This window comes from Algoriphagus marincola DSM 16067, assembly GCF_000429405.1.
Lineage (GTDB): Bacteria > Bacteroidota > Bacteroidia > Cytophagales > Cyclobacteriaceae > Algoriphagus > Algoriphagus marincola.
This window is the reverse complement of sequence record NZ_AUBU01000002.1, coordinates 336,247-362,339: the sequence shown is the minus strand read 5'-3', so window position 1 is coordinate 362,339 and position 26,093 is coordinate 336,247. Positions and strand designations below refer to the sequence as shown.

At 44.1% G+C, this 26,093-nt stretch carries 18 protein-coding genes; 7 read left to right on the top strand and 11 right to left on the bottom strand.

Annotated features, from left to right (window positions below):
- Positions 1 to 20: 20 nt before the first annotated feature.
- Positions 21 to 218 carry a CsbD family protein gene (locus G457_RS0104655; protein WP_026945426.1) on the top strand — a complete coding sequence of 66 codons (198 nt, stop codon included), beginning with the start codon at positions 21 to 23 and terminating at the stop codon, positions 216 to 218.
- A 118-nt stretch (positions 219 to 336) separates the two neighbouring features.
- Entirely contained in the window at positions 337 to 1,500 is a 1,164-nt protein-coding gene (locus tag G457_RS0104650) for a homogentisate 1,2-dioxygenase (RefSeq protein ID WP_026945425.1), read from the top strand.
- A 92-nt stretch (positions 1,501 to 1,592) separates the two neighbouring features.
- On the opposite strand, the gene G457_RS0104645 is transcribed toward G457_RS0104650, so the two are convergent.
- From G457_RS0104645 to G457_RS0104635, 3 genes are all read right to left on the bottom strand, one after another.
- On the bottom strand, positions 1,593 to 1,847 hold the full coding sequence (locus tag G457_RS0104645) for a type II toxin-antitoxin system RelE family toxin (RefSeq protein WP_026945424.1): 255 nt from the start codon (positions 1,845 to 1,847) through the stop codon (positions 1,593 to 1,595).
- A complete protein-coding gene (locus tag G457_RS0104640; protein WP_026945423.1) occupies positions 1,834 to 2,049 on the bottom strand; it encodes a hypothetical protein in 216 nt (71 codons plus the stop codon). The genes G457_RS0104645 and G457_RS0104640 overlap by 14 nt, the downstream gene beginning before the upstream one ends.
- A 100-nt stretch (positions 2,050 to 2,149) precedes the next feature.
- A complete protein-coding gene (locus G457_RS0104635) occupies positions 2,150 to 4,831 on the bottom strand; it encodes a c-type cytochrome (RefSeq protein WP_026945422.1) in 2,682 nt (893 codons plus the stop codon).
- A 189-nt stretch (positions 4,832 to 5,020) separates the two neighbouring features.
- Here G457_RS0104635 and G457_RS0104630 point away from each other — a divergent pair, with 189 nt between their 5' ends.
- A complete protein-coding gene (locus G457_RS0104630) occupies positions 5,021 to 8,167 on the top strand; it encodes a PVC-type heme-binding CxxCH protein (protein ID WP_051260705.1) in 3,147 nt (1,048 codons plus the stop codon).
- 67 nt (positions 8,168 to 8,234) lie between these two features.
- Here the strand turns inward: G457_RS0104630 and G457_RS0104625 are convergent, their stop codons facing one another.
- Both G457_RS0104625 and G457_RS0104620 read right to left on the bottom strand, forming a co-directional pair.
- Positions 8,235 to 9,242: a ThuA domain-containing protein gene (locus G457_RS0104625; protein WP_026945420.1), complete on the bottom strand. Its 1,008-nt coding sequence runs from the start codon at positions 9,240 to 9,242 to the stop codon at positions 8,235 to 8,237.
- A 20-nt stretch (positions 9,243 to 9,262) separates the two neighbouring features.
- Positions 9,263 to 10,138, bottom strand: coding sequence for a DUF808 domain-containing protein (locus tag G457_RS0104620; RefSeq protein WP_026945419.1), 876 nt, complete (start codon positions 10,136 to 10,138; stop codon positions 9,263 to 9,265).
- 261 nt (positions 10,139 to 10,399) lie between these two features.
- On the opposite strand from G457_RS0104620, the gene G457_RS0104610 reads away from it, so the two are divergent.
- Entirely contained in the window at positions 10,400 to 11,767 is a 1,368-nt protein-coding gene (locus G457_RS0104610) for a Gfo/Idh/MocA family protein (RefSeq protein ID WP_026945417.1), read from the top strand.
- 261 nt (positions 11,768 to 12,028) lie between these two features.
- Here the strand turns inward: G457_RS0104610 and G457_RS0104605 are convergent, their stop codons facing one another.
- Positions 12,029 to 12,577, bottom strand: coding sequence for a DUF6252 family protein (locus tag G457_RS0104605; protein WP_026945416.1), 549 nt, complete (start codon positions 12,575 to 12,577; stop codon positions 12,029 to 12,031).
- Positions 12,578 to 12,816: 239 nt separating this feature from the next.
- Here G457_RS0104605 and G457_RS0104600 point away from each other — a divergent pair, with 239 nt between their 5' ends.
- The 3 genes from G457_RS0104600 (at position 12,817) to G457_RS0104590 (ending at position 16,974) form a co-directional block, all read left to right on the top strand.
- Entirely contained in the window at positions 12,817 to 14,823 is a 2,007-nt protein-coding gene (locus G457_RS0104600; protein ID WP_035483134.1) for an alpha-ketoacid dehydrogenase subunit alpha/beta, read from the top strand.
- A 61-nt stretch (positions 14,824 to 14,884) separates the two neighbouring features.
- The gene (locus G457_RS21040; protein WP_051260704.1) at positions 14,885 to 16,246 is read left to right on the top strand and encodes a hypothetical protein; all 1,362 of its coding nucleotides are present in this window, start codon (positions 14,885 to 14,887) and stop codon (positions 16,244 to 16,246) included.
- Between the two features lie 41 nt (positions 16,247 to 16,287).
- On the top strand, positions 16,288 to 16,974 hold the full coding sequence (locus G457_RS0104590) for a hypothetical protein (protein ID WP_026945414.1): 687 nt from the start codon (positions 16,288 to 16,290) through the stop codon (positions 16,972 to 16,974).
- Position 16,975: 1 nt separating this feature from the next.
- On the opposite strand, the gene G457_RS0104585 is transcribed toward G457_RS0104590, so the two are convergent.
- From G457_RS0104585 to G457_RS0104565, 5 genes are read right to left on the bottom strand one after another with little or no spacing between them, the layout of a single operon-like run.
- Positions 16,976 to 17,458: a hypothetical protein gene (locus G457_RS0104585; RefSeq protein WP_155847081.1), complete on the bottom strand. Its 483-nt coding sequence runs from the start codon at positions 17,456 to 17,458 to the stop codon at positions 16,976 to 16,978.
- Positions 17,459 to 17,465: 7 nt separating this feature from the next.
- Positions 17,466 to 18,590: a 6-bladed beta-propeller gene (locus G457_RS0104580; RefSeq protein WP_081701378.1), complete on the bottom strand. Its 1,125-nt coding sequence runs from the start codon at positions 18,588 to 18,590 to the stop codon at positions 17,466 to 17,468.
- A gap of 48 nt (positions 18,591 to 18,638) precedes the next feature.
- Positions 18,639 to 21,827: an efflux RND transporter permease subunit gene (locus tag G457_RS0104575; RefSeq protein ID WP_026945411.1), complete on the bottom strand. Its 3,189-nt coding sequence runs from the start codon at positions 21,825 to 21,827 to the stop codon at positions 18,639 to 18,641.
- 1 nt (position 21,828) lies between these two features.
- A complete protein-coding gene (locus tag G457_RS0104570; RefSeq protein ID WP_026945410.1) occupies positions 21,829 to 24,873 on the bottom strand; it encodes an efflux RND transporter permease subunit in 3,045 nt (1,014 codons plus the stop codon).
- Between the two features lie 3 nt (positions 24,874 to 24,876).
- Entirely contained in the window at positions 24,877 to 25,947 is a 1,071-nt protein-coding gene (locus tag G457_RS0104565; RefSeq protein WP_026945409.1) for an efflux RND transporter periplasmic adaptor subunit, read from the bottom strand.
- Positions 25,948 to 26,093 lie beyond the last annotated feature (146 nt).

Here is a 26,093-nt window from a genome sequence, read left to right as displayed (position 1 = left end):
TAACCAAAAATATACATTTTATGTCATTACAACTGAAAGGAAACTGGAATCAACTGAAGGGACAACTCAAGCAAACTTACGCCGCATTAACAGACGATGATTTAAAGTTTACCGAGGGACAGGAAGATGAGCTTTTGGGCCTATTACAGGAAAAAACCGGTGAAAAAATAGAAAACCTCAGAAAGATGATTTTTGAAACTGAGGAAGAAAGCAAATAAGTCTACCCTAACAAATATTGAAGAGGCTGGTTAAATTGATAATCAGCCTTTTTATTTAGGCTGTTTTTTCTCTCAAAGGCTAATTGTAAATTGCCTTCGTAAACCCAAATAAAAACCCATGGCATATTATCATAGACTCGGTCAGATTCCTCCCAAACGGCATACCCAGTTTCGACAGCCAGACGGAAGCCTTTACAAGGAAGAGCTTGTGAGTTCAAAAGGTTTCTCAGGAATCTATTCCAATCTCTACCATATCTACAATCCAAACGAGGTAAAAACCATCGGTAAGCCAAAACCTTTCAAATGGGAAGTGGCTAAAGATCACGGCCTCCAACAAACTCATCTCAAAACATCAGGAGTAGGCACCACCGGTAAAGACTATCTCTCCGCCCGTCGCATGCTTATGATGAATAATGATGTGATGATGGGTATCTGCTCTCCGGAGCAGCGGAAAATGGACTATTACTTCAAAAATGCAGATGGTGACGAACTCATCTACATCCATGATGGAAAGGGTGTTCTTTATTCTCAATTTGGAAAATTGGAAGTACAGAAAGGCGATTACATCGTGATCCCACGAACAACGATTTATCGGTTTGAATTTGAAGAAGAAGGTCCTTTGCGATTACTAGTCATCGAATCACATGGTCCGATCGAGACAGTGAAGCGATATAGAAATGAAGTAGGTCAATTGCTTGAGCATTCCCCTTATTGCGAGCGGGACATTCGGCCTCCACATGAACTTCACATTGAAAAAGAAAAAGGTGAATACCTGGTTCAAATCAAAAAACAGGGGATGTTGCACCAATATTCTTATGGACATAGCCCACTAGACATTGTGGGATGGGATGGCTACCTGTATCCTTATGCCCTGTCAATCTATGATTTTGAGCCGATTACCGGCCGAATCCATCAGCCACCACCCGTACATCAGACTTTCCAGGCCTGGGGCTTTGTGATTTGTTCCTTTGTACCACGCTTATTCGATTATCATCCATTGGCCATTCCAGCACCTTACAATCACTCCAACATTGATTCTGACGAAGTATTGTACTATGCAGAAGGAGAGTTTATGAGTCGAAGAGGAATTGATCGAGGATCTTTCACGATTCATATGGGAGGACTGCCACACGGACCCCATCCAGGGACGGTTGAGAAATCCATTGGAGCCAAAGAAACAGAAGAATATGCCGTCATGCTGGATACCTTCCGACCGCTTCAGATAACTACAGATGCGCTGGATTTTGTAGATGAAAATTACCCTATGAGTTGGACGGATTGAAAAAAGATTAAAAATTAGAAAATCAAACACCTCAAAAAGTTTTTTGCTTTTTGGGGTGTTTTTTTAAATAGGATTTTCGATTAAACATATAATTAATATATCTCCTTTCTGTGCCCTAAATCAATCACATCTACCAACAGAATCTTGTCTTGTATTTCGTATAGGATACGGTAATTGGCTACCCTAATTCGATACCCTTCCCTACCTTTCAACTTTTTATAACCTTTGGGCCTTGGATTATCTGCTAATGCCAAAATGGCTTCTTTAATGTTTGAAAAATAGGGGTCAGGAATCTTTATTAATTTCTTTTTGGCTCTTTTTGCTATTCGAACCTTATACTTGCTCATTTTTTCGGGCTTCTTCGATTTCCTTAAAGACCTCTTCAGCATCAAAAAATTCCTGATCTTCCTTTTTGGCCTCATCGAAAAGCCTAATATCATCCAATTCCTCCAACTCTTCCAAAATCGCTTTAAAATCCTTCATAGGGAGAATTACAGAAACTTTTTTCCCTTTTTTATCTGTAACATATTTTGGGTTGACACTTATCATAGCGATTAATTTTAAAGATCAAATATTTGAACTGAGTTTACAGGTATAGCTTAAAATAAGGCTGCATATCTATCGAACGTACGAAATTAATCCAAGTTCTTTATCTTTCCGCAGTACTCTTATCCTGAAATAGCTCGTGGTTTTCATTTCCTCCTGCCATCAAATAAGCCATCAAATCCTTCAATTCCTCCTCGTTGAGCCGATTGATTAATCCCGGAAGCATGATAGACACTTCTGAGTTTTTGGTGAAGGAAACGGTGCTTTTTGGCACCTCACGTAAATCATCTGGAGCAAATGGATTCTGAGACACAAAATACGCCTCCTCATTTTCATTCACCAGTCTTCCTACCACAGAACCTCCATCTTTCAATTCAAATACGGTCGCATGATATTGCTCCGAAATGACATCACTCGGATTGATGGTAGCTTCCAAAATGTCTTTTTTGGAAAAACGGGTTCCTAATTGAGTCAAGTCCGGTCCGACAATTCCTCCCTCTCCCTGCATGGTATGGCATGATTGACAAAGAGTCGCCTGATACATGGCCTTTCCTCTGACATAATCCTGAGCTCCTAAATTATCCACCACTGCCAAGGCTTCGTCTACAGTCCATCTTCTTCCTGGACCTTCGGGCTGAATTCCAGGTTCGACAATATCATTCCCACTGGCAGAAAGCAACTTCCCACCAGATAGCTCATCATACTTTTCAAAATCTGCAGGATCCACGGATGCTAAGGCCATCTTTCGGGCACGGTCCAAGAATCCCACATAGCTTCTGCCTCCTTTATATTCCGTCAACGCATTTTTGATCCATGCAAAATATTCTTCACGCATCGCTGGAGTCCATCCTTTTTCGGCACCTCCCAAAACAGTCGCATAGTAAGTAGCCTGAGCTGGAGGCACGTTTGCAAGCATATTTGCGATATCCAAACCATACTGTGGATTTCTGAAAACCAGCTCAGAAGAAGAAGTAAAGGTCTTTTGATAATCTTTATCATCCTCGGCTGTCTGAAGCAGGGCTAAAGTCTTTTCCACTGCATCTGGAGCATCCAAGTGGGTCAATAGCACCGAAAGTGAACGGTTTAATAAATTATCATCTGCCGGGAAATTGGGGGAAAGATAGGCGACCAAATCAGACTTGACCGAGGCAACGTCATCATCATACCGATACAATATGACCTCAACTGTTCGAAGCAAATCCTGTTTTTCTTTTTCGGAAAGTGCTGAATAATTTATTTCCATCAAACCATTCAGCAAGTCAACTGCATCCCCCGAGGCTCCCTGACGAGCCAAGGCTAAACTGGCTTGCGTTTTCTTGACTGGATTTGTTTCTGAACTAACTTTGTCTCTCCAAGATTCCAAAGGCTGATGTTCCAAAGCTACACGAGCGGCATACTGAACAAAACGATCTTCGTGATCTAAGTTTTGCCATGCCAATTCCAGACCTTCTGGGCCTGGATTTCTTTCGTGAAAGCTTTCCAATTCCCGTCTCAGCTTTGCTTCGGTGGGTAATTTTTCCACCGTCAAAGCTGAAACATCATCAGGATTCCCGGTGTAGTAAACCCGGTAAAGGTCAGACTCCAAGCGTCTACCACCCGTAGCAAAATACATTGCGCCATCAGGTCCGATAGTTCCATCCGTCAGGGGAAGTGGTGAACCAGAAATAAACTCCTCCGCATTGGCAGAGTAGCTCGCTCCTTCTGGAGTAAGGTGAACCGCATAGATAATCCCAAAACTCCAATCAAAAGCATACAAAGCCTTTCGATACATAGCAGGAAATGCAGCCTCAGTTCCAAACATGACGTTGGTAGGAGAGCCTTGTCCAATATTCAAAACAGCTGGGAGGTTATCGGGGTAATTGGGGGACCATTTCGCATTTCCTGTTCGCCAGCCAAACTCTGCCCCGGAGGTCACATGATTGATTCGGGTAGGCCGATACCAAGGCATCCCAAAATCCCACTCCATATCGGAATCATAGGTAAACAAATCGCCCACTTCATTGTAAGCAATGTCAAATTCATTTCTGAAGCCAGCTGCCACTAATTCCCAGTCTTTACCCTCAGGATCAATGGTAGCTATCCAGCCGCCGGGAGCCTGTCGATTGTTCGCATGACCTCTTGGGTCTTTGATCAATGGGAAAAGATTGTCTTCATCCCATACCCTTGGAAGTCGATAATGATCCATCTGAGGCACATCCACATGATTACCTGCGGAAAGCACAATTCGGCTTCCATCCGGGGTCAATTTCATGGAGTGAGGTCCATGCTCACCTGGCTCTCCTGTAAAAGTGCGAATCTCGGTTACGTTCTCATACTGATCATCACCATCCAGGTCCTGAATACGGTAAAGCCCTGTTCCTCGGGAAAAAGTCTCATTGGGATTGTGATTGACCATCACGTAGATGGAATTAAAGGCAAAAAGCAGGCCTTGTGCATAGCCCATCCCAACTTGAGGCTCCTCCACATTTCCCACCAGCATTTTCTCCACCTTAGGCTTGACAGAGTCAGAACCTACTTTTGGGATGGTCAAACGATAGAGAAACCCATATTGGTCTGCTGTAATCATCCGGCCTTTATCATCAAAAGTCATAGCCACCCATGACCCCTGATCGTTTTCGCCAGGACTGTACAGATGCTCCACCGCAAAACCTTCGGGAAGCTTTAACTTGTCAATTTTAGGATTACCAGTGAGTTGACGCTCTGACTTGGGCTGCTGACAGCTAAAACCCAAGAGGACTAAAACGAGTAATGAAAGGCTCGAAATGCTTTTTATTGAACTTTGCATGAAAATAAATTTCAGGTTGAAAAAGAAATTTAAAAAAAGCAAAATAGATTTCAGCCAAAAGATCCGACCGTTTACATAAAAAACTGGAAAATTATATTTTTTACAAGATGCATCCTGCTTCTTTTGGTCTCTTTTGAAAATAAAGCGATATTTTCAAATCTAATATTGCCTCAAAAACCCATAAAAACCATGAATCAAATTCGTCTTTTAATTTTTCTAGGTCTCGTTTCAATTTTCTCTGCATGCCAAGAGCAAAAGCATTTAGAATTAAGCAAAGACGCCCGAATCGCTATAGTCGGGGGGAATTTAGCTTCTCGGATGATGGAGTATGGCTGGTTTGAAACCTCCATGCATGCTCGCTATCCTGATTCCACACTTTTCATCCGAAACATGGCCGACCCAGGAGACACACCGGGCTTCAGACCACGATCTGCCACTAATGATCCTTGGGCCTTTCCGGGAGCAGAAGAATTCCAGGACGAATATGCCACCAACTCCAACTCACAGGGCTTTTTCGAAAAGCCCGATCAGTGGTTGACTAGACTGGAAGCCGATATCATAATAGGTTTTTTTGGTTTCGGCGAGTCCTTCCAAGGTTTAGAAAAGCTTTCAATCTTCAAAGACGAACTCGAAGCCTGGGTACTTCATTCTAAGTCTCAAAAATACAATGGCACTGATTCCCCTCAACTAGCCTTAGTCTCCCCGATCGCCATGGAGGATATTTCTGATTGGAAGGATGTGCCAAACGGAATTGCTCAAAATGAAATTATAGAGGCATACGCCCGGGCGATGGAAAAAGTTGCAGAAAAGCATGATTTGGTGTTTGTAGATGCTTTTTCAGCTAGTAAAAAATGGTACGCTGATGCTTCTTCTCCATTAACACTCGATGGTTCTCAGCTGACTGAAGAAGGCTATCAAATCTTCGCTGACTTTCTGGCTGATCAGCTTTTTGGCCAGACTGATCAAAAAAATCCGGAGAGACTTGCATCCATTCATGAAGCTGTACAGGAGAAAAACTGGATGTGGCATAATGACTACAAGATTCCAAATGGAGTTCACGTATTCGGTCGTCGCTATGATCCCTTTGGTCCTGATAATTACCCATACGAATTGGAAAAAATCAGACAACTAACCGCAAATCGAGACTCTGCCATTTGGGCCAGCGCCAAAGGAGAAAACTATGATTTGGCTGCAGCAGATGTAAAAACCAGAGACCTTCCTGAGGTAGAGACCAACTACAATCCAAAAGCCAATGGAAGCTTGGAATACAAATATGGGGATGCTGCTCTTGCAGAATTGAAAGTACCCGAAGGCTACAAAATCGAACTTTTCGCCTCGGAGGAAGAATTCCCGGATTTGGCTAATCCCGTTCAGCTTTCTTTTGACAACAAAGGAAGACTTTGGGTAGCTACCATGCCTTCCTATCCTCATTATAAGCCGGGCGATCCCAAACCTTCCGACAAACTCATCATCTTGGAGGATACTGATCAGGATGGAAAAGCCGATAAGCAAACGGTTTTTGCTGATGATCTTCACCTTCCTGTAGGTTTCGAACTGGCAGCGGAAGGGGTGTATGTATCTCAATTACCAAACTTAGTTTTGCTGGAAGATACCGACGGAGATGACCGAGCTGATAAAAGAACGATTCTTCTTTCGGGATTTGATGACCATGACACTCACCATGCGATTTCTGCCTATTCTACTGATGAATCCGGGGCAATCTACATGGCAGAGGGTGTCTTTTTGCATACCAATGTCGAAACCTCCTATGGACCAGTACGAGCCACGAATGGCGGTTTCTACCGCTATGAACCAAAGCGGCATAAATTGGAGCGAGTCAATCAGGTGGCAATTCCCAACCCTTGGGGAATAGCCTTTGACGATTGGGGTCAAAACTTCTACCTCGAAACTTCCGGACCCAATCTCAATTGGATGCTTCCAGGCTCGGTACTTCCCCGATATGGAAATTCCAATTACAAGGGTCCCAATCTGATCGAACAAGAGCAGATGGTCAGACCGACTTCTGGTTTGGAATTTGTCTCCAGCAGGCATTTTCCGGAGGAAGTTCAGGGAGACGTCTTATTGAATAATACCATAGGTTTCTTGGGAACTAAGCAGCACAAAATGGTCGAAGATTCTGTAGGCTTTCATACCGAATACCGACAGGATTTGGTGAGTTCTACAGATCGTAATTTCCGCCCTGTCGATTTGGAATTTGCGCCAGACGGCTCACTTTATATCGTCGATTGGCATAATATCCTGATCGGACATATGCAGCATAATGCCCGAGACCCATTGAGAGATCATGTTCATGGCCGAATTTACCGGGTGACTTATCCATCTCGCCCTTTAGTCGAGCCAGCCAAAATCGATGGTGCCAGTATCCCCGAGCTTTTGGATAATCTCAAGCTACCTGAATATCGAACACGCTACCGAACACGAAGAGAGCTCAGAGGAAGGGATGCCAATCAGGTATATCAAGAGGTGGAAAATTGGCTTAGTCAGTTGGATACAGAAGACCCCAACTACGAACATCATCGCTTGGAGGCTCTTTGGGTGACTTGGGGAATTAATCGAGTCAATCAAACCCTACTTCAAGAACTCTTGGATTCCAAGGATCATCGGGCTAGAGCTGCGGCTGTGAGAGTCCTTAGATACACCGGGCATCAGGTGAACAATCAAATAGACCTCCTAAAAAGTGCTGCTTCAGATCCACATGGACGAGTTCGCATGGAGGTAATTGCTGCAGCATCTTGGCTTCCTCAAGAAGATGGCGTGGATATTTTGAGTGTGGTAGAAAAGCAGCCACAGGACAATACTTGGATTCCTAGAACTTTAGAGACGGCTATTGCACATATCAATGGTCTTTCTGTTGATGAGAAAAAAGAAGAAGATATCAAGTCCAATCTGACAGGATCTGACCGTGAGCTTTTTGTCATTGGCAAGGAGATCTACGCACGCGAAGGCTTTTGCGCCACCTGCCATCAGCTCGATGGAAATGGTCTGACAGCTTCTCAATTCCCCCCACTCAAAGGTACGCCTTGGGTGACGGGAAGCCCGGAGCGACTGATCAAGATCGTCCTAAACGGACTTCTCGGTGAAATCGAGGTGAATGGTCGGGTCTACCCGGGTCAAGTACCCATGACTCCCTACGCAGGCATGCTCAACGATACGGAAGTTGCAGCCGTTTTGACCTATGTAAGAAACTCATTTGGGAATCAAGCGAGCCCTATTTCTCCTGAGCTTGTCAAGCAAGTTCGGGAAGAAGTCAAAGACAAGGAAGGGTTTTGGAGTCCAGACGAACTTCTGGAAATACATCCCATGGAAGAGGATTAAGATCAGGTAGTTTAAAACTATAAATGAAACTGTTTTTAGGAAATCTTGAATTAAAAACTCAAGCATTTCACCTAAAATCAGAGACTCGCATTCCTTTTCGAAAGGTGTCAAAACCAAACATGGTGGGTTCATAAGTTCCGACAAAGTCCACATTCATTTCTGGATCGATATCCTCATCCATTCCGATCAACCAAAATGCGGCATTGATTACAAGCCTTCGTAATCCTTCACTCTGAAAATCCAAGGAAGCGCCCATGGTCGAGGCAAAAGCCATTCCCTGCTTTCCACCCTTGAGTTGGTAGGGTTTAGTCCAAGCGATAGGCATCAGGGCTTTTTCCCAGATCAAGTCAGAATTCGGGTCCAATGCGACCGTTCCCTGCCCGTGAACCAATACATTCGCTGATTCCGGCAGGTGACGGATTCCGTATACATCCGACGGTCCCCAGATATCGTTTACCCCTCGCAAAATAGGATGCTCATTCATTTGATCTACCCCATCGATCATGCCGCGGGTACCCTCTTTGCCGTGGACGCCGTGATGATTGACCCAAGTCTCTCCAAATATCCGCTGACCAAAACCCCGCTCCCATCCCGGAGCCTTACTCATCCAGTCCCACTTCGCAAACTTGGATTCTTTATTCTTTTGGTAAAAAAATGCATGTGTGGACGTTCGAAGTCCGATCACTGGTTTGCCTGCCATCAAAAAGTCCTCAATGAACTGAGTTTGTGTATCCGGCAACTCCCGAAATCGAATCAACATGATCATCAGGTCAGCAGACTGCAAATGCTCCAATCCCGGGATATTGTTTTGATAATTGGGTACTATGTCCCCTGACTCAGGATGAATCGGAAAAAGAACGGTAGTCTTAAACCCAAAACGCTCCGAAAGGATTTTCGCCAGCATCGGCATACTTTCCTCCGAGCGATACTCATCATCTCCTGCTACCAAAACGATGTGCTTTCCTTTTCCTTGACCTTCTCCACCTTCAAATTGCAGAAAAGTCTCGCCATTCTGTGCGGCAAGTGGTTGTAAAATCAAAAGGAGGATAGCAAATGTCAGGATATGGGCTTTCATTTTTCTGATTATTTAATGGTTTAAGCAGCTTTCTTTTTAAATAGTTTTTTGAAAAGGGAGACAGGTACTAAAGTTAGAAAACCTACCACCAAACCAATTAACCCGTCTCGAAGGAAAGTCGGCCAAGTGGGCAATAGGTGATGAAAGAAATCAATGTTATGTGTGAAAATCCCTCCAGAAACCAATAAAAGTGCGATAGTACCAATAAAGCCGAGTGCTCGAACTACCCATGGCAAGCCTCTCACAAGTAGCTTCCCCACCTTATCCGAAAAACTATCATCCTCCTCATTCATGGCTATTAATTTGTAGCCCATTTCATCCATTCGTACGATCAGCGCCACAATTCCATATACACCTACTGTAGCCAAAACAGCTATAATGGACACCACCATTATTTGTGTAGACAAAGCTTCTGTTGATACCGCCCCTAATGCGATGATTACAATTTCTACAGATAATATAAAGTCCGTTGTGATGGCTGATTTTATTTTGGTCTTTTCAACAGCTAAAACTTCCTTCTTCGAGAGTTCAAGATCTGGCCTATCCTTTACCTCCTTTTTATGAGGAATGATGTAATGATAAATCTTTTCTGCCCCCTCATAAGCCAGGTACAAGCCACCAATGATCAAAATAATTGTCACTGCCATTGGGACAAAAGCACTTAAAAGGAAGGCTAATGGAAGAATAATCAGCTTATTTAAAAAAGAACCTTTAGTAATAGCCCATAAAACAGGCAATTCCCGATCTGGCAGAAATCCGGATGCCTTTTCCGCATTGACCGCCAAATCATCCCCTAATAATCCTGCTGTTTTCTTTGCTGCTACCTTGCTCATGACAGCTACATCATCCATAAGCGTGGCGATATCATCTAAAAGTGCAAATAATCCTGAAGCCATTTGATTGATTATAATTCGAGAGCCTCAAGTTTGAAATTTGAAGCCTAAAAAAAAAGTGCTTTTTTGGGCTATCCCTGAATTTTTGAAAAAGTAAAAGCCTGTTGAAGCTTTTTCGGGGTTAAAAAAAAGCAATCCGAGTATTTCCATCCGAAAGCTAAGAGTATTCTTTTGATAGAGTCTTCTGCCGCTCTTCCAATCCACATTTGTGGTATTCCTTGCTTTTTGTAAATTGATTTTCAATCTCTTCAAACCCTGTAACCTATGAATCAACTTAATCGCCGCGAATTCCTAAAGGGATCTTCTGCATTTATGACTCTTGCTAGTTTTGGTCTATTTGGTATGGACTTCAAAAATCCAGATGGTCCTATTCGAACAGCCTTAATCGGAGCAGGTTGGTACGGGAAATCCGACCTTTTCCGATTGATCCAAGTAGCAGACATTGATGTGGTAGGCTTGGCCGATCCGGATAAGAATATGCTTGAAGCTGCTGGAAAGCTGGTTTCAGAGCGACAAAAGTCCGGTAAAGTTCCTCCACTCTATGAAAATTACCAGGACCTCCTAGCCAAAGAAAAACCAGAACTTGTTTTGATCGGCTCACCAGATCACTGGCATGCCTTGCAGGCGATTGACTCCCTAAAAGCTGGTGCTCATGTCTATCTCCAAAAACCCATCTCGGTTGACGTGATCGAAGGTGAAGCCATTCTAGCTGCCGCCCGCAAATACAATCGCGTGGTACAAATTGGAACGCAGCGAAAATCCACTCCTCACTTGATCACTGCCAAAAAAGAAATTATCGATACCGGAAAGCTTGGGAAAATCTCTCATGCAGAGGTTTGCTGCTATTTCCACATGCGAGCCAATGGGAATCCTCCCGTTCAGGAAGTTCCGGACTTTTTCAATTATGAGCTTTGGACTGGTCCAGCACCGCTTCGCCCTTATGATGGGCTACCGCATACACGTTGGTGGAGAACATTTATGGAATACGGAAATGGAATTACCGGCGACATGTGTGTGCACATGCTTGATACGGTTCGTTGGATGCTGAAATTGGGCTGGCCTACTCAGGTCACAGGTACAGGAGGTATTTATGTACAAAAGGATGGAAAATCCAATATCGCAGACACCCAAACAGCCATTTTCGAATTCCCTGAACTCAACGTAGTCTGGCAACATCGTACCTGGGGCAACCCGGTAGATCCGGAATACCCTTGGGCTTTTAAAATCTATGGTGAAAACGGGATGCTAGCCGGAAGTACCATGCAGGCAGATTATTTCCCCTATGGAGATGGGGAAGAACCCATTCACTATGATGTGGTCTATGAAAAAGAGGAGTATCCTGAGGACGTCACAGAAGACCGAATCGAACTGAACGCAGCTCCTGCAACTCGTCTGCACATGAAGGATTGGCTCAAAGCGATCGACAACAATACCCGACCCATCGCTGATGTGGAGGAAGGTCATATCTCTACTGCTTCCTGTATTCTAGCAAATATCTCCATGGAGCTTGGAGGCAGACCACTTCGCTACGACCCCAAATCAATGACTGTAATCGATGATCCTGAAGCTACAGCAAAACTCCGCAGACCTTATCGGGCCCCTTATCAGCACCCTGAACCAAGTAAGGTTTGATCCGGAAAACGCATTAGAATTTATTATCCATTTTGATATTATTATAGAGAAAGGTCTACAGAGGTTTGAATCTCTGGCAGACCTTTCTATTCTGATTCTTAAATTTTTATTCGAAATCTTTGAGAAAATCGCCCATGCCTGTCTGTCCGATCAGGCAGGCCTATGGCATTTTACAAACCTTTACCCTTCATCCATCCTTCCAGCCATTAAAATGGCGGGCTAAATAATCACTCATGCCTACGGCAATTATACGATCAAAGATCAATCAGCCGGTACTCGATTGATGACTCCATCTGTGATTTGTACAGAATTACCTTGAGCATCAGTCCCGGACACACTGAATGTTCCGCTTACCGTACTTCCTACTTCGGTGATTTCCACTGTTCCGGAATTTCCACTTGCTCCCCCTGAACCACTTGCCTTGAAATACTGAAAACTCGCATCGCCCGAAGACCAATTTTGCCCGACTATAGGATAGGAACCCGGAGCAGTTCCATAAAAATCAATCTCGATGTTTTCATAGGAAGTTCCCGAACCATTTTCATAATAAACCCGGGTTCGCTGCCCATTGATATCAAACCATACTGCGTCTACCTGAGTATCAGAACCATTAAGCTTAAAACAAATTTTTCCGGCAGGGCAATCTCCTGCAACTGGGCTCATATCATCATCCTCTCCGCAGGAGGAGATTAATAGAATAAATGAAAAAGCGAAAAGTAATTTTTGAAAATTTTCCATAGTTTTTATTTCAAAATTGCTTGAATCAAAACCCAAAGTCCATACGACAAATGCCCTAATTAGCTTGGACATTTCCTAAATATTAAGCAAATGCTACCTACTTAGATTTTTAATAAAACAAGCTTAACGCCTTGGGAAAGGACAGGGAAAGGCTTTTGCCTAATTTTGAACTGTACAGCAAAAACTTTTTAACTCCTTGCATAAATTTTTCGCCCCGGCTTGTCCGGGGTTTATTTTTTCCTAAATCTTCGATAGAAAATCACTTGGGATTTTATGCCCTTCTTGTACCTTAGTTGGGTAAATCAAGCACTATGGAAATAGCCACAACGCCCAGCAAGGAACTGAATTTTGATCGGAAGAAACTCAGCAAAGCCAAACTTTTGGAACTCTATGAAGCGCTTGTCATTCCAAGACGAATTGAGGAAAAAATGCTTATTCTCCTTCGACAGGGCAGAATTTCCAAATGGTTTAGCGGTTGGGGGCAAGAGGCAGTTTCTGTAGGGGCTGTGCAGGCATTGATGGAGGATGAGTTTATCCTTCCCATGCACCGGAACTTGGGGATTTTCACTGGAAGAAATGTCCCACTCGCTAAGCTTTTTGCACAGTTTCAGGGAAAGAAATCAGGCTTTACCAAAGGTCGGGATCGATCCTTTCATTTTGGGTCAATAGAGCATCACATCGTGGGAATGATTTCCCATTTGGGACCCCAACTTGCCATTGCGGATGGAATTGCCCTAGCACATAAACTTTCAAAGGAAAAGAAAGTGACCTTGGTATTTTCGGGCGATGGAGCGAGTTCGGAAGGTGATTTCCACGAGGGCCTGAATGTGGCAGCGGTTTGGAAGCTTCCGGTCATTTTTGTGATTGAGCACAATGGCTATGGCCTTTCCACTCCCAATCAAGAACAATTTGCTTTCAAAAATTTCACGGACAAGGGGCCTGGCTACGGCATGGAAACAGTCCGAGTCGAAGGAAACAATGTCCTCGATGTCTATCAGACGATCAGTGAACTGGCGAAGGATATCCGAAAAAATCCCCGCCCCGTCCTTGTAGAAGCCATCACTTTTCGGATGCGAGGCCATGAGGAAGCCTCCGGGACGAAGTATGTTCCGAAGCAACTGATGGAGGAGTGGTCCAAATTGGATCCTGTAGAGAATTATGAATTGTATCTAGAAAGCATCGGGGTGCTTGATGAGAAAAATAAGGAGCTAATCAATCATAAAGTCCGAAAAGCAATTACAGAGGCTTGGGAAATTGCTTTTGCGGAGGAGTCAATTTCTCCAGATATAGCCGAAGAAATGGCAGATGTCTATGCACCTTATGAGCAAAAGCTGATCAAGCCCAGTTCTGATAAAAGCAGCGAGAAGCGATTTGTTGACGCTATCAGTGACGGGCTTAGGCAATCTATGGAAAAATACCCAAATCTTGTCCTAATGGGACAGGATATAGGAGAATACGGTGGAGTTTTTAAAATCACCGATGGATTTGTCAAGGATTTCGGAGCAGATCGGGTACGAAATACTCCGCTTTGCGAAAGCGCGATCATTGGTGCAGGCTTGGGACTTTCGGTCAAAGGCTACAAAGCCATGGTCGAGATGCAGTTCGCTGATTTTGTTTCCGTAGGTTTCAACCAGATTGTCAATAATCTGGCAAAAATCCACTACCGTTGGGGACAAAATGCCGATGTGGTCATCCGCATGCCAACGGGTGCAGGAGTAGCAGCAGGACCTTTCCACTCCCAATCCAATGAGGCTTGGTTTTTTCACACTCCTGGCTTGAAAATCGTCTATCCCTCCAATCCCTACGATGCGAAAGGACTGTTGAATGCGGCCATTGAGGATCCAAATCCTTATTTGTACTTTGAACACAAAGCGCTCTATCGCTCTTTGAGCGCAGAGATTCCGGATGACTATTACACGATTGAGATAGGCAAAGCCAAATTGGTCACTGAGGGTAATGATTTATCCGTTATTACCTATGGAATGGGGGTTCATTGGGCCAAAAAAACTATGGAAGAGTTAGACGTTTCGGCTGATATTTTGGATTTGCGAACCCTACTACCTTGGGATAAAGAATCCGTCCGAGAATCGGTGAAAAAGACCGGAAAAGTGATCTTCCTTCAGGAAGACTGTTTGACCGGAGGAATCGGAGCTGAAATCTGTGCCTGGATTTCGGAGTTTTGCTTCGAATACCTGGATGCACCTGTGATGCGGGAAGGAAGTCTGGATACGCCGGTACCTTTTGCGCCAAGTCTGGAAAATCAATTTTTACCCCAAGGAAGATTCAAAGAAAAAATTCAGCAATTGATAAGTTTTTGATCCCTAACTTAGAATTGCTATTTTCATTAGACAATCGACTTTTCAATTTAAAACTGCAATCATGACAACCTTCAAATCCATTTTTTTAACAGGAGCTCTAATTACCATTTTCGGAATAATCGACCAATCAATCGCGCAAACCTTTGTCGGTGCTCAAATAGACAATCGAGCTGGCATCAGAGGCTTGACCCTGAATCCAGCCAATGTCGTAAATCCAAGATTAAAGTCTGAGTTAAACCTTTTTTCTACAAGTGCCTTCTTTGGGAATGATTATGTGGGGGTGGACCTTGGGAATCTTTCCAACTTGACAGATGATTTTAAATTTGACGACAACTTAACTGTCAATGCAAAACCTGACAATAACTTCGTCGGTAATGTGGATATTTTAGGTCCTTCCTTTCAGATCAACTTGAGTGAAAAGCACAGTGTAGCTTTATCAACAAGAGTCAGAGGCTTTTTCAATCTCAACAATATCGGAGGAGAGTTTTTCGAGACGATCACCACCGGAGAAACTGAGGATGAAAATGGATATGCCGTAGAAATGGAAGATCTGAACGGAATCACCCATGTTTGGGCAGAAATTGGAGCTACCTACGGGAGACAATTCATCAACAATGACAAAATAAATCTGAAAGGTGCGGCAACACTGAAATACTTGGGAGGAGCAGCCGGTCTAGTCGGATCGAGCCAAGTTTTGGGAGGTCTTTTTATTGAGGCTACCAATACCTTGACTACCCGAGGAAATTTGAATTATGGATATTCTGAAGGTTTTGATAATGGAGAGATAGATTTTGGAGGATTCAGTTCGGGCTTTGGGATGGACTTAGGTTTGATTTTAGAGATGAAAAACGATTCAGAAAATTCTTATACCGATGGCTACAAACTGAGGGCAGGCCTGTCAGTACTGGATATTGGCTCGATCAATTATTCCAGATTTACCCAGTTTCAATACAACATGAATAATACGATCTCGGCAGCCGAATTTGAGAATGGAAATATAAGTGAGGTATTAGAGGAAAATTACCCCGGGACCAGTCAGACAGGCAGCGCGAGATTGGGTATGCCTACCTCCCTTCAGGCTTTTGTGGACTATTCGATTACGAATAAATTCTATGTTTCTGCCCACGGATCTTTATCAATCAAAGAACATGGAGAGTTGCCCGTAAGCCAAGTCATCAATTCGGTCAGTCTGACACCGCGTTTCGAATCGGGCTGGATCAGCGTTTACAGTCCTTTGAGCTATAGGCAATTTGAAGGAGGAATTTCCTGGGGTCTTGGGCTTCGTCTAGGTCCAGTGATTATCGGTTCGGGCTCCATTCTTACCAATTTGCTTTCCAAAAATTCAAGAAGTACCGACGCCTACTTCGGCTTGCAAATTCCATTCTACCGAAAAGGCACTAAGAGAAAAAATGAGCTTCCCTAAAACCAGAATGAGATTTTTCGTATAAACAGGAAAAAGTTCCTGTGAAAAAACTCATTCTGGTAATTTCCTTTTTTGGTTTATTTCAATCATCCCACGCTCAATTCTTCCTAGCCGGGGGATACTTCAACGGATCTGTTCCTGTCGGAAAACTTAAGGAAGAAACCGGTTCCCTCTTTTTTCCCACCATTTCGGGGATCTTTTTGTATGAATTCCAATCTGCTCCCCTACAACTCGGACTAGAACTAGGCTATGGAATCTACGGATCAAACCTGGAACGAAGGACCGATCTGTTCCAGGGTTTTAATGATGAGCTCCGATTAAGACGTAATAACAACCTAGCGACTGGAATGGCTGTCATTCGCTATTTGCCGGTGGTAAACAGTAAAATCACTCCTTTTGTTGAGGCTCAGTTTGGAGCAAATTACTTATACACCCGATATAAAATCAGGGAAACACTCCTCTCGGAAGAAAGTATAGAAAGTGGGCAGGATTATGGAGATTGGGCCTTGGCCTACCGCCTAGGAGGCGGGATTCAGATTCCTTTGGATGAGTTTCTGCGACTGGAGCTTCGGGCTACCATCCAAGATGGAAATTCGGTTCGCTTCCTTCAGCGGGGAGATGTCCGCTACCTACCCGATGAAGGTGTTTTTGATTATAATTTCAGACGCAGTCCGCTTCAATACATGACTTTTTCAGTAGGACTGATTCACTATGATGTATTTCATTAAATCAATCCACCCACTTCTCTAAAAAACTATTATACTCCTCCCCAAAACTAGGATTCAATAAACTGACAACTTTTCCTTCCTGAACATTAAGGACGATTCCGGTCAAGTCTCCCTCTAAGTTTTTTTTTCGAAAGGAATCCTCTGGGTCGAAAATTACTGGGAAAGAAAAATCATTTTCCGTCATCCAGTTTATCAATTTTTCCTCGCTTTGACCACCATAATAAAAAATGAAGTTGATTTCGGGAAATTTCTCAACAAGCAATTCCCAGTTTAGGTTAAAAGTGGCCAGTTCCCAAGTTAGATTCCGAGTATAAATTACAACTTGGTAATCATGGTCTTCAGCCAAAGGCGTATGACTTAAAAGGGTATCTAAAGACAAGCGTTTGCAATCCAAGCAATGCTGAATGACCTTACCTGTATTTCCTTGAGCTTCCATATTGTTTACCCAAAAAACCAAGCCTACGACCAAAATAATTAAGGCCAATAGAATACTATTTCTCCAACCTACCATATAAAATCACCGGATTAGAATCTTCTTCCAATACTTTTAGCTGCTCTAGAACTTTCTCCGTGGCATTCAACTCGTCCAAGCGCTGAATCAAAGCTGGTGCATAAGCAATGAATAGTACATGGCTTCCAACCAAAGCAAAAGGGGAATAGTATTCCGGAAATTGATCTTGGGTAATTTCTATTTTTCGTTTATCACCGCTCAAGCGATCAATGATTAAAAGCTCCTTTCGATAGTCCCTTTCACGTTGTAAAACTATATCTATCAGAAAATATTTCTCGTTTTCGAAAATTGAATAAGAATCAGCAAAACCGTTTTTATTCAATTGCTCAAAGAGCTTAAATGGATCTTCAATCTCCCAGATTTCATCAGGAATGGAATAAGTCCCAAAGTCCATCTTATAGACTAGTTTCAAAGAATCTCCCTGTACTTCATATATCTCGGGAAATAGCGGCTCACGAAACAAAAGTCTTTCTCCCCCATCAAAAAATGACTTTTCGGTAAAGGGAATTAAGGCATCACTGAAGTCATTAAACAGGCGCTTTTCAATAATTTTACCTTTCTGATCGATACGCTGTAGCCGATAATCTCCTACAGCTTTGTTCAGCCCTGAATACAACCAAAAACTCCCATCTTCATTGGGATAAAAAGAAAAAGCAGAAGCTTCTGTTTCAATGGTTTTGACTAGGCGATGTTCAGGAATATGAAAGAAATTCAAATCGATGTGATCCCCCTTTCCAGTATTTACAATCAGTGTATCTTCAAGAATCCGAAACTCTTCAAAGCGTAAAACCTGACCTGGAGCCTCTCCCACTTCCACTATTCGTCCGAGATGCTCTCCTTCCATTGAAAAGTGATGAATCGCCTTTGGTCCATTGTAATTGGAAACAAAAAACCCATGCTCGGAAAATTCAGCTCTAAGTTCACTTCCCAATAGATCCAGACTATCTGATCCCAGTAAAATCGCCCGATCGATTAGTAATTTATTTTCTTGGATAGGAATTTTATCAAGCTGAATGGTTATTGCTCGATTTGAGTCCTCTTCAGAAGAGGTACATGCCAAAAAGCCCATCAAAACACTTAGGTATAAAAATTTGGACCATTTCATAATTCTTGAATTAAACTGGATTTGAGTGATAGTATTCGAGTAGCAGGATCAGTTTTTTTTGTCCCTCTTCCAAAACTTCCAATTCCGCTTTTTCTTGACCTTTTTCTCCTTGACTTGAACCTTATTGGTTAGCGCAACTTTCTCCTTTTTCCATAGGAAAACCGGCAGAGCCCAAAACACTCCCAGCATACTGAAAACCAGTCCCCCAATCGTACCGATCGCCAATGAGAACCAAAAAATCTCATTTTGACCTTCCATGATAAAGGGGATCAAACCAAAGCAGGTAGACAAAATCGTGAGCAAAATCGGAATGGCTTTTCCTGCTACGGATTTCAGCACGTTTCGATTATAGGCTCCTGTAGTTCGGTTGTTCAGGTCATTGACAATAAAGATCCCGGCATTCACAGCCAAGCCTCCCAGCATGACAAAGGCCGCATAGCCTCCCTGATCGAAGTAGAAATCAAAAAGCGAAAAGATCAAAAAGAGCCCGATAAAGCTGATCGGAATGATGGCAATGATGTACACAGGCTGCTTTAGATTCTCAAAAAGCACTGCACAAATCATAAAAATCCCCACAATCAAAAAGGCCAGCAAAGAATACTGTCTCTTTGCTTTTTCATAGCTGAAAGACCAGGTTCGCTTTTCAGCTGTATAGCCGATCGGCATGATTTGTTTCATCTCATCGAGTACTTCATCCAAGTATTCATTGCCAAATTTGGCGGACCCCATGTACTCAAAAGCCACTGCTCGGATGTATTGTCGATCTTCCTTATTGAGCGCATTGGTTGTAGTTTCCTTGGTAAGCGTTCCATAATCGGAAATCTTATAAATCCGCTCAGAACCACCAACCAGCCCTTTTTGCTCCAAATCAAACTTGCTGAAATCATTGGATTTAGCTTCCCGGATGACCATCCCGTAGTTTTTCTCCTCCAGTGTCAGCGAACCGGTAGGTCCTTGCGGTTTACTTAGGTCCAGCATGGTATTAATCAACTGGAATTGATTGGTCTGCCCTAGGGCGATTTGATTCTGATCCAGACGAAGTACGTATTCCTCAGTTTTCTGCTCACCCCAACCCAGTCTCTCATTGGTATTGACCTCCTGAATCCGCTTATGCTTCAAGAGTTTTTCTGCCAAAATCTCCGCCTGCCGTTCCAATTCATCGAAATTGTATCCCTTCATCGTCACCCGAAAAGAGGGTATTCCTTCCCCTCCTGCTCCGGTATAAAATCCCTGTCCTACTCCATAGATATTCCATTGGGCACCGCTCCAATCCGTGGATTTGACGGAGAGTTTTCCTTTGAGTTGATAGGGCAAAGCAGAATTTTCATAAGCCTCTTTAAATGTTATCTCAATTTGGGCACGCTGACCGGACATTACATAAGTCACAAACTTATCAATCCCCTCCACATCTTTCAGATAGGCTTCAAACTCCCTCATGATGAAGTCCATCTGATCCAGAGTATTCCCAAAAGGCAGTCGTGCAGAGACATACAATCGGGTCTTCGCGGCTTCACGATAGGAGCTTTTCTCAAAAACTCCCCTCACAAACATCCGCAAAGAACCACCCAAGGCCTTGTCCACGTAGGGTCTTATTTCCTCCTGATAAAAGGTGTTTCCGACGGTTTTATTGTACCACTCTTGATCATCCCACTTCGCAGGAAGATAGAAAATCGGAATGCCAAAAAGCAAAATGATCAGTGTGATAAATGCTTTGCGATAGCGAGCCGTCCAGGACACCGTCCGCTCAAATCGATTCAAGTATTTCGCCCGCTTTCGAAGTTGCGGGATACTAAGCTTCCGCCCCTTTTGAGAGGACTCTTTGAAAAGCACTTCGTAAAATGCCGGAGTAAAAAAGAGTGCAATCAACAATGAAATCCCCAACATCACAGAAACGACGATGGAAAACTCCGTCAAATTCTTTTGGTCTTCCTCAGGAAGGAAAAAGACAATCATTAATGCCGCGATCGTCGTCAGCGAGGCTGCCAGCAAGGCCAAAAACACCCGTCTGTTTCTATGCTTGTGCAGGTGATCGATCATGATGATGGCATTGTCCACGATCAATCCAAAACTAATTGTCAAACCGGCCAAGGAGTAGAGATGAATATCTACCTTGAGGAAATAGAGCACAATCGCACAAAGGCTGAGATTGACCAAAATACCTAAGAAAAGAACCGATAGGTATTTCAGATTGCGATTGATCAAAAAGATGAACACAATCAAAATCAGGATAGAAAGCCCAGAGCGCTTGTAGATTTTATCGAGCTCCTTGTCGAGAAACTCCGTATCATCCCGCTCCAAGCGAACTTCAAATCCTGCCGGAAGAAGGACTTTTGTGTTTTCCACAGCTGCCTTAAGATTTTGCGCGAGCAAGACCTTATTGACTCCATCTCGATTGAAGATGGTCAGGGTCACTGAATTATTTCCGTTGATTCGGTAGTAGGATGAGGGCTCAGCTTCTTCCAAGGTCAATTTAGCCACGTCCCGGAGCAGCACATCCTTGCCCTGTACTTGGGCAACCCGCAGATTCTCCAATTGATCCATGTCCCGAAGCGAGCGATCCACTCTGACGAAAAGGGTCTTGCCCTCATTGTTCAGCACCGAGCCAGGAAAAATCCGCCCGAATGCCTGATTGATCTGGGTGTTCAGCTGACCGCGACTCAGACCATAAGCTTGTAGCTTTTGAATGTCAAAAGTGATGTACAATTGTAAGTCCGTAGCTCCCCGGACCGACACTTCCTCCACTTCCTCAAAACGTGTCAATGCCGGCTTGATAATATCCTCGGCAATCTTTTTGATCTCAAAAGCCGCAAAGGGTCCATTGACGGAGTAGGTCAGAATCGGGGTCTTCTCATCGGTTCGGGCTTGATCGCTTTGAGATACCGTGGGATAGCTGAGTCTGGAGTCTAATTGTGGATAGATCTGCCGAATGAGCGAAAGCACTTCAAAGCGCTTCAATTCCATATCAGCTTTCTTATCAAATCTTAGCGTAATTTGACCTCGGTCATAGTTGGAAATGGAAGTGATATTTTTTAGCTCCGAAAGTTGGGAGAAAGCACCTTCCAGAGGCGAAGTGGCCAGTTTTTCGATAATCTCCGGCGAACTTCTAGGAATCCCATAGGCAATGGTCAAAACGGGTTCTTTTTCGCGAGGATTTAGATCAACCGAAAGCAAGGGAATGACCGCCACTCCAAGAATGGCCAATACAACAAATGCAACTAAAACCCGAAATGGTGTCATCTTACGCCTCCTTCAATTTTTTCTTTGACACAAAAAACCAATACGCCAAGGGAACAAAATACAAGGCTGTCAGTGTACCGATCGTCAGACCACCAATCACCGAAAATACCAAAGGCCGCTGCAAATCCGCTCCCAAGCCCGAACTGAAAATAATCGGAATCAAGGCCAAGATCGTGGTGATCGAAGTCATCAAGATCGGCTTCAATCGTATCTGACCCGCTCGGTGCAAAGCCATTTCCAAAGCCTCTTTCGGATCGATCTCCGGACTTTCCACGTATTCCTTTCGAAGTCGATTGATGGTATCGATTTTCAAAATGGCATCATTCACCATGATCCCCAGCATCACTACCAAGCCAATGGCAGACATGACATTTAGGGAGGCTCCGGCTAGGAGCAATACCGAAAATGCCCCAGCAATACCCAATGGCAAAGTCAAAACCACAATCAAAGGCTGAATAAAGCTTTCGAATTGCGCAGCCAAAATGAAGTATAGCAAGAGCACAGAAATCAGTAAAATCCCGATCAATTGCTGAATATTTTCCTGATCCTTGAAGTATTGCCCCACCATACTGACGCCGAGATTCCGATCGGCACCCCATCGGATAAATTCCGAATTGTAGCTATCGGGATTGGATGCTGTAACAAGGACGGATTGGTAGATTCCCCCTTTATCGGCAGTCACATATTTGTAGTGATCTTCATAGCGGAAGTCTACAAATTCACCCAAGGTATAAAAGGACGAATCGGAAGTAGTCAACTGCGTGGTTCGAAGCAGATCCTCAAAGCGAGTTTCTGATTCTTTCAGACGAATCGGAGTAATCTCTCCAAATCGACGGATATCGGTGATGGTGTAGGTACCAAACAAGCGGGACAGCTGCTCCTGCACCTGATCGACTGCAATACCATAAGTGGCCAAGCGATCTGCTCGGAGTGTAAAAACCACCGAAGCTTCTTTTTGCAAGCCCGGACCACGCTCCCAGTCTGATACGGGGAATTGACTGAGCCAAGGATCCATTTTCCGCTCCTCGATCGGCTCTTTTGATGTCAGGTCTTTCCAGCGCACTTCATAGTAAGGTAGTGTGGAATTGAAAAGCTGATCGAAGGCGTTTGGTGCATCGCCTAGTTGGAAGTTGGCAGTCGGGTAGTTTTCTGACAAGTAGCTTTCCAACTCCTTCAGCCGCTCTTCTTTGGCTTCAGTAGAGGAAAAAAGAAAATAAAGCAAGGACTGCTGAATGGAGTTTTCTCCATCGAACAGAAGAAATTGACGGACTCCCACATCCGCTTCTGCCTTTTCGTAGCGACCACCCAAAGAGCGCATCAAAGCGATGACCCGATCCCGGTTTTCGGATGCTGATATCGGTTCATTCCAGTCGATTTCCAGCGTGGCATCATACTTTTCGATTTGTGGCAAACCCTCCGAATCCAGTAAAACACTCAAGCCCAAACCTAGGGGAATCAAAATGGCAAAAATGGCCAAAGCGATTCTTCTGCCTCCAAAAACCGCCGCATAACCTCGATCATAGAGTTTCAGAACTTTACTAAAAAATGCACCTTCTCCACCCTCTTCGGTCTTTTTGCTTCTGCTGAAAAAGAGAAAGTACAATAGGGGCAAAAGAATAAAGGCCACTGCCAGTGAAACGGATAGAATCGCCGCCACTGCCACCGCCTGATCGAAAAACAAAGCTCCGGAAATTCCACTCAAAAAGACCAAGGGTACAAATACTGAAAGTGTCGTCAGCACCGAACTGATCAAAGCACTCATCACTTCATTGACACCGGCCACGCAGGCTTCGAAGAGCGAAAGCCCCGATTCACGCTTTCGGGTGATATTATCAAGTACAATGATGGAATTATCAATCAGCATTCCGATCCCCAATGCCAAACCTGAAAGGGAAATGATATTGATGGAAATGTCGAAGAAGTAAAAGACCAAAAAGGAAATCAATAAGGAGGAAGGTAAACTCACCCCAATAATGATCGGAAGTCGATAGTCTTTCATGAAAAGGAATAGAACTCCAAAGGCAAAAAGTCCACCGAAAAGTAAAGAGGTCTGTAGATTGGAAATAGCTGCGTTGAGTAAGTTGGATTGATCTTGGGTCAGCTCGAAATCCACCTGAGGATAATCGGTCTTGAAGAGCTCCAAGGCTTCTTTCAGCTCTGGAATCAGCTCATTCATTTTGGCAGCTGCCTGCTTGTGCACGGTGATCACCAAAGCCTCATTTTCCCCGAAAAGGTGATAGCCAAGCATTTCCTGTGCCTGATAGCTCACTTTAGCCAGCCTACCCAAAGGGATAATTGCCCCCGAAGGAGCTGAGACAGGAAGACTCTCGATATCACTCGGGGTATCGACCCGGGTAGCTAGTCGCAGGTAGTAGCGAAACTGACCATCCTTGACAGAAACTCCCGGGAGCTCAGAATTTCCTGCTTGAATTGCATTGATCACGTCTTGTTGTGTCATTCCCAAAGCTCGGATAGCAGCCTCATTGGGTTCGACCGTGATAATGCGTTCTTTTTTCCCATTGATATCCACCAAGGAAACTCCGGGTAGTTGTTCAATTCGCTTTTTCAGCACATTCTCCGCCAAAAGGCTCACCTCAATCTCATCCACTCCCTCTTTGGGAATGACCTGCACACGGGCTACGGGGATATCTGAGGTATTGATACGGATCACTTCCGGGCGGGTCAGGCCTTCTGGAAGTGAGTTGGTGATGCGGTCGATCTTTTCATTGACATCGATGTAGGCCAGTTCCATCTGCGTGGAGTAGTCGAAGGTAAGCCGGATGGTACCCACTTCAGAGCCGGCTTTGGAGTCCATTTCCTCCAAGCCATTGAGAGTAATCAAGCCTTCTCTTATGTTCCGGAGGACATTTTGCTCGATAGCCTCCGGAGAAGCATTGGGATAATTGACCTTGACCACGATCTGCGGCACATCAATCGGCGGAAGAAGTGAAATCGGCAACATCCGCAAAACAATGAATGAAAAGACCATCAAGGCCGAAAAAGTCATGAATACAGCAATCGGCCGCGCGAGTAAAAATCTTACCATGACTTATTCGCTTACGATTTGAACAGGTGCTTGATGGGCAAGTTGCAGGTTGTTGGTGGTGATGACAGTGCTGCCTGAGCTGATACCATCCAAAATCTCGATTTCCTGCCCATTATCTTTTCCTACTTCCACATAATTCCAGCGGGACTCATTGTCCTCGATGGTAAAGACCACCGCCCGGCCGGAGCGATAGACCACCGCATCTTTGGGAACAACCAAGGAATTGGACTGCGGAGCGCGGATGATGGCCCGGGCATTCATACCCGGCAAAAGATTTTTGGAACTTGTCAATCGGATGGCCACTTCCACTAGGCCATTTTCATCCACTTTGGGATTGATCGCGATTACTCTGCCTTCTAAAGCTTCTTGGGTATTAGAAACCGGATAAACTTCCGCTTTTTGATTGATAGAGATCAGGCTGATATCTGATTCGAGTACTTTCACCCGAAGCTCCAGATTATTGGTGCTGAGGATTTCACAAAGCTCAGCATTGGAACTGATGAGACTGCCCATTTTAAATTTGAGATCGGCCACTTTCCCACTGATTGGGGCTTTTACTTCACAGCGCTCGAGGTTGAGTTCGGCTTCTTTGAGTTCGATTTCGGCGAGAAAGACGCCATTCTTTGCTTTGAGCTGTTGTTCTAAAAATGTCTTCCGCTCTTCATCCCCTGATGCAAAATCACGGGAGAAACCCAATTTGTCATTTTCGAAGGATGCCTGCGCATTTTGAAGGGCGATTTGGGCTTTTTGAAGCCGGATCTCCGCTTCGGTGGGGTCGAGCTTCGCAATCACCTGCCCTTTGCTGACAGACTGACCTTCACGGATAGGTAGCTCGATGAGATAGCCCGGTTGCTCAATGACCGCCTTGACTTGGGCGGCAGCCTCCAGTTTCCCGGTGGCATTGATCAGGTAGTCAAAGCTTTTGGTTTCGGCCTTCGCCACCCGGACTTCCGTGGCGGCCACTTCATTTCTGAAAGATTCAGCAGGGATTTCTTCCTGCTTTTCGGTGTCTTCCTTGCAAGAAAAACTCAAGCCCATCAAAAAGATAAGCACAAAATAGCGGTTGTAGTTCATCTAAATAATCGTTAGAACCCTAATAAACTAATTAATTGAATTGAAACAAAAATTGATGTAAAAAAAGACTGTTAAAAATGGTGAATTGGGTTTGATACAAAAAAGTTAAGTCGCGTTCAAGAAAGCTATATGATACCCCAAGAGCT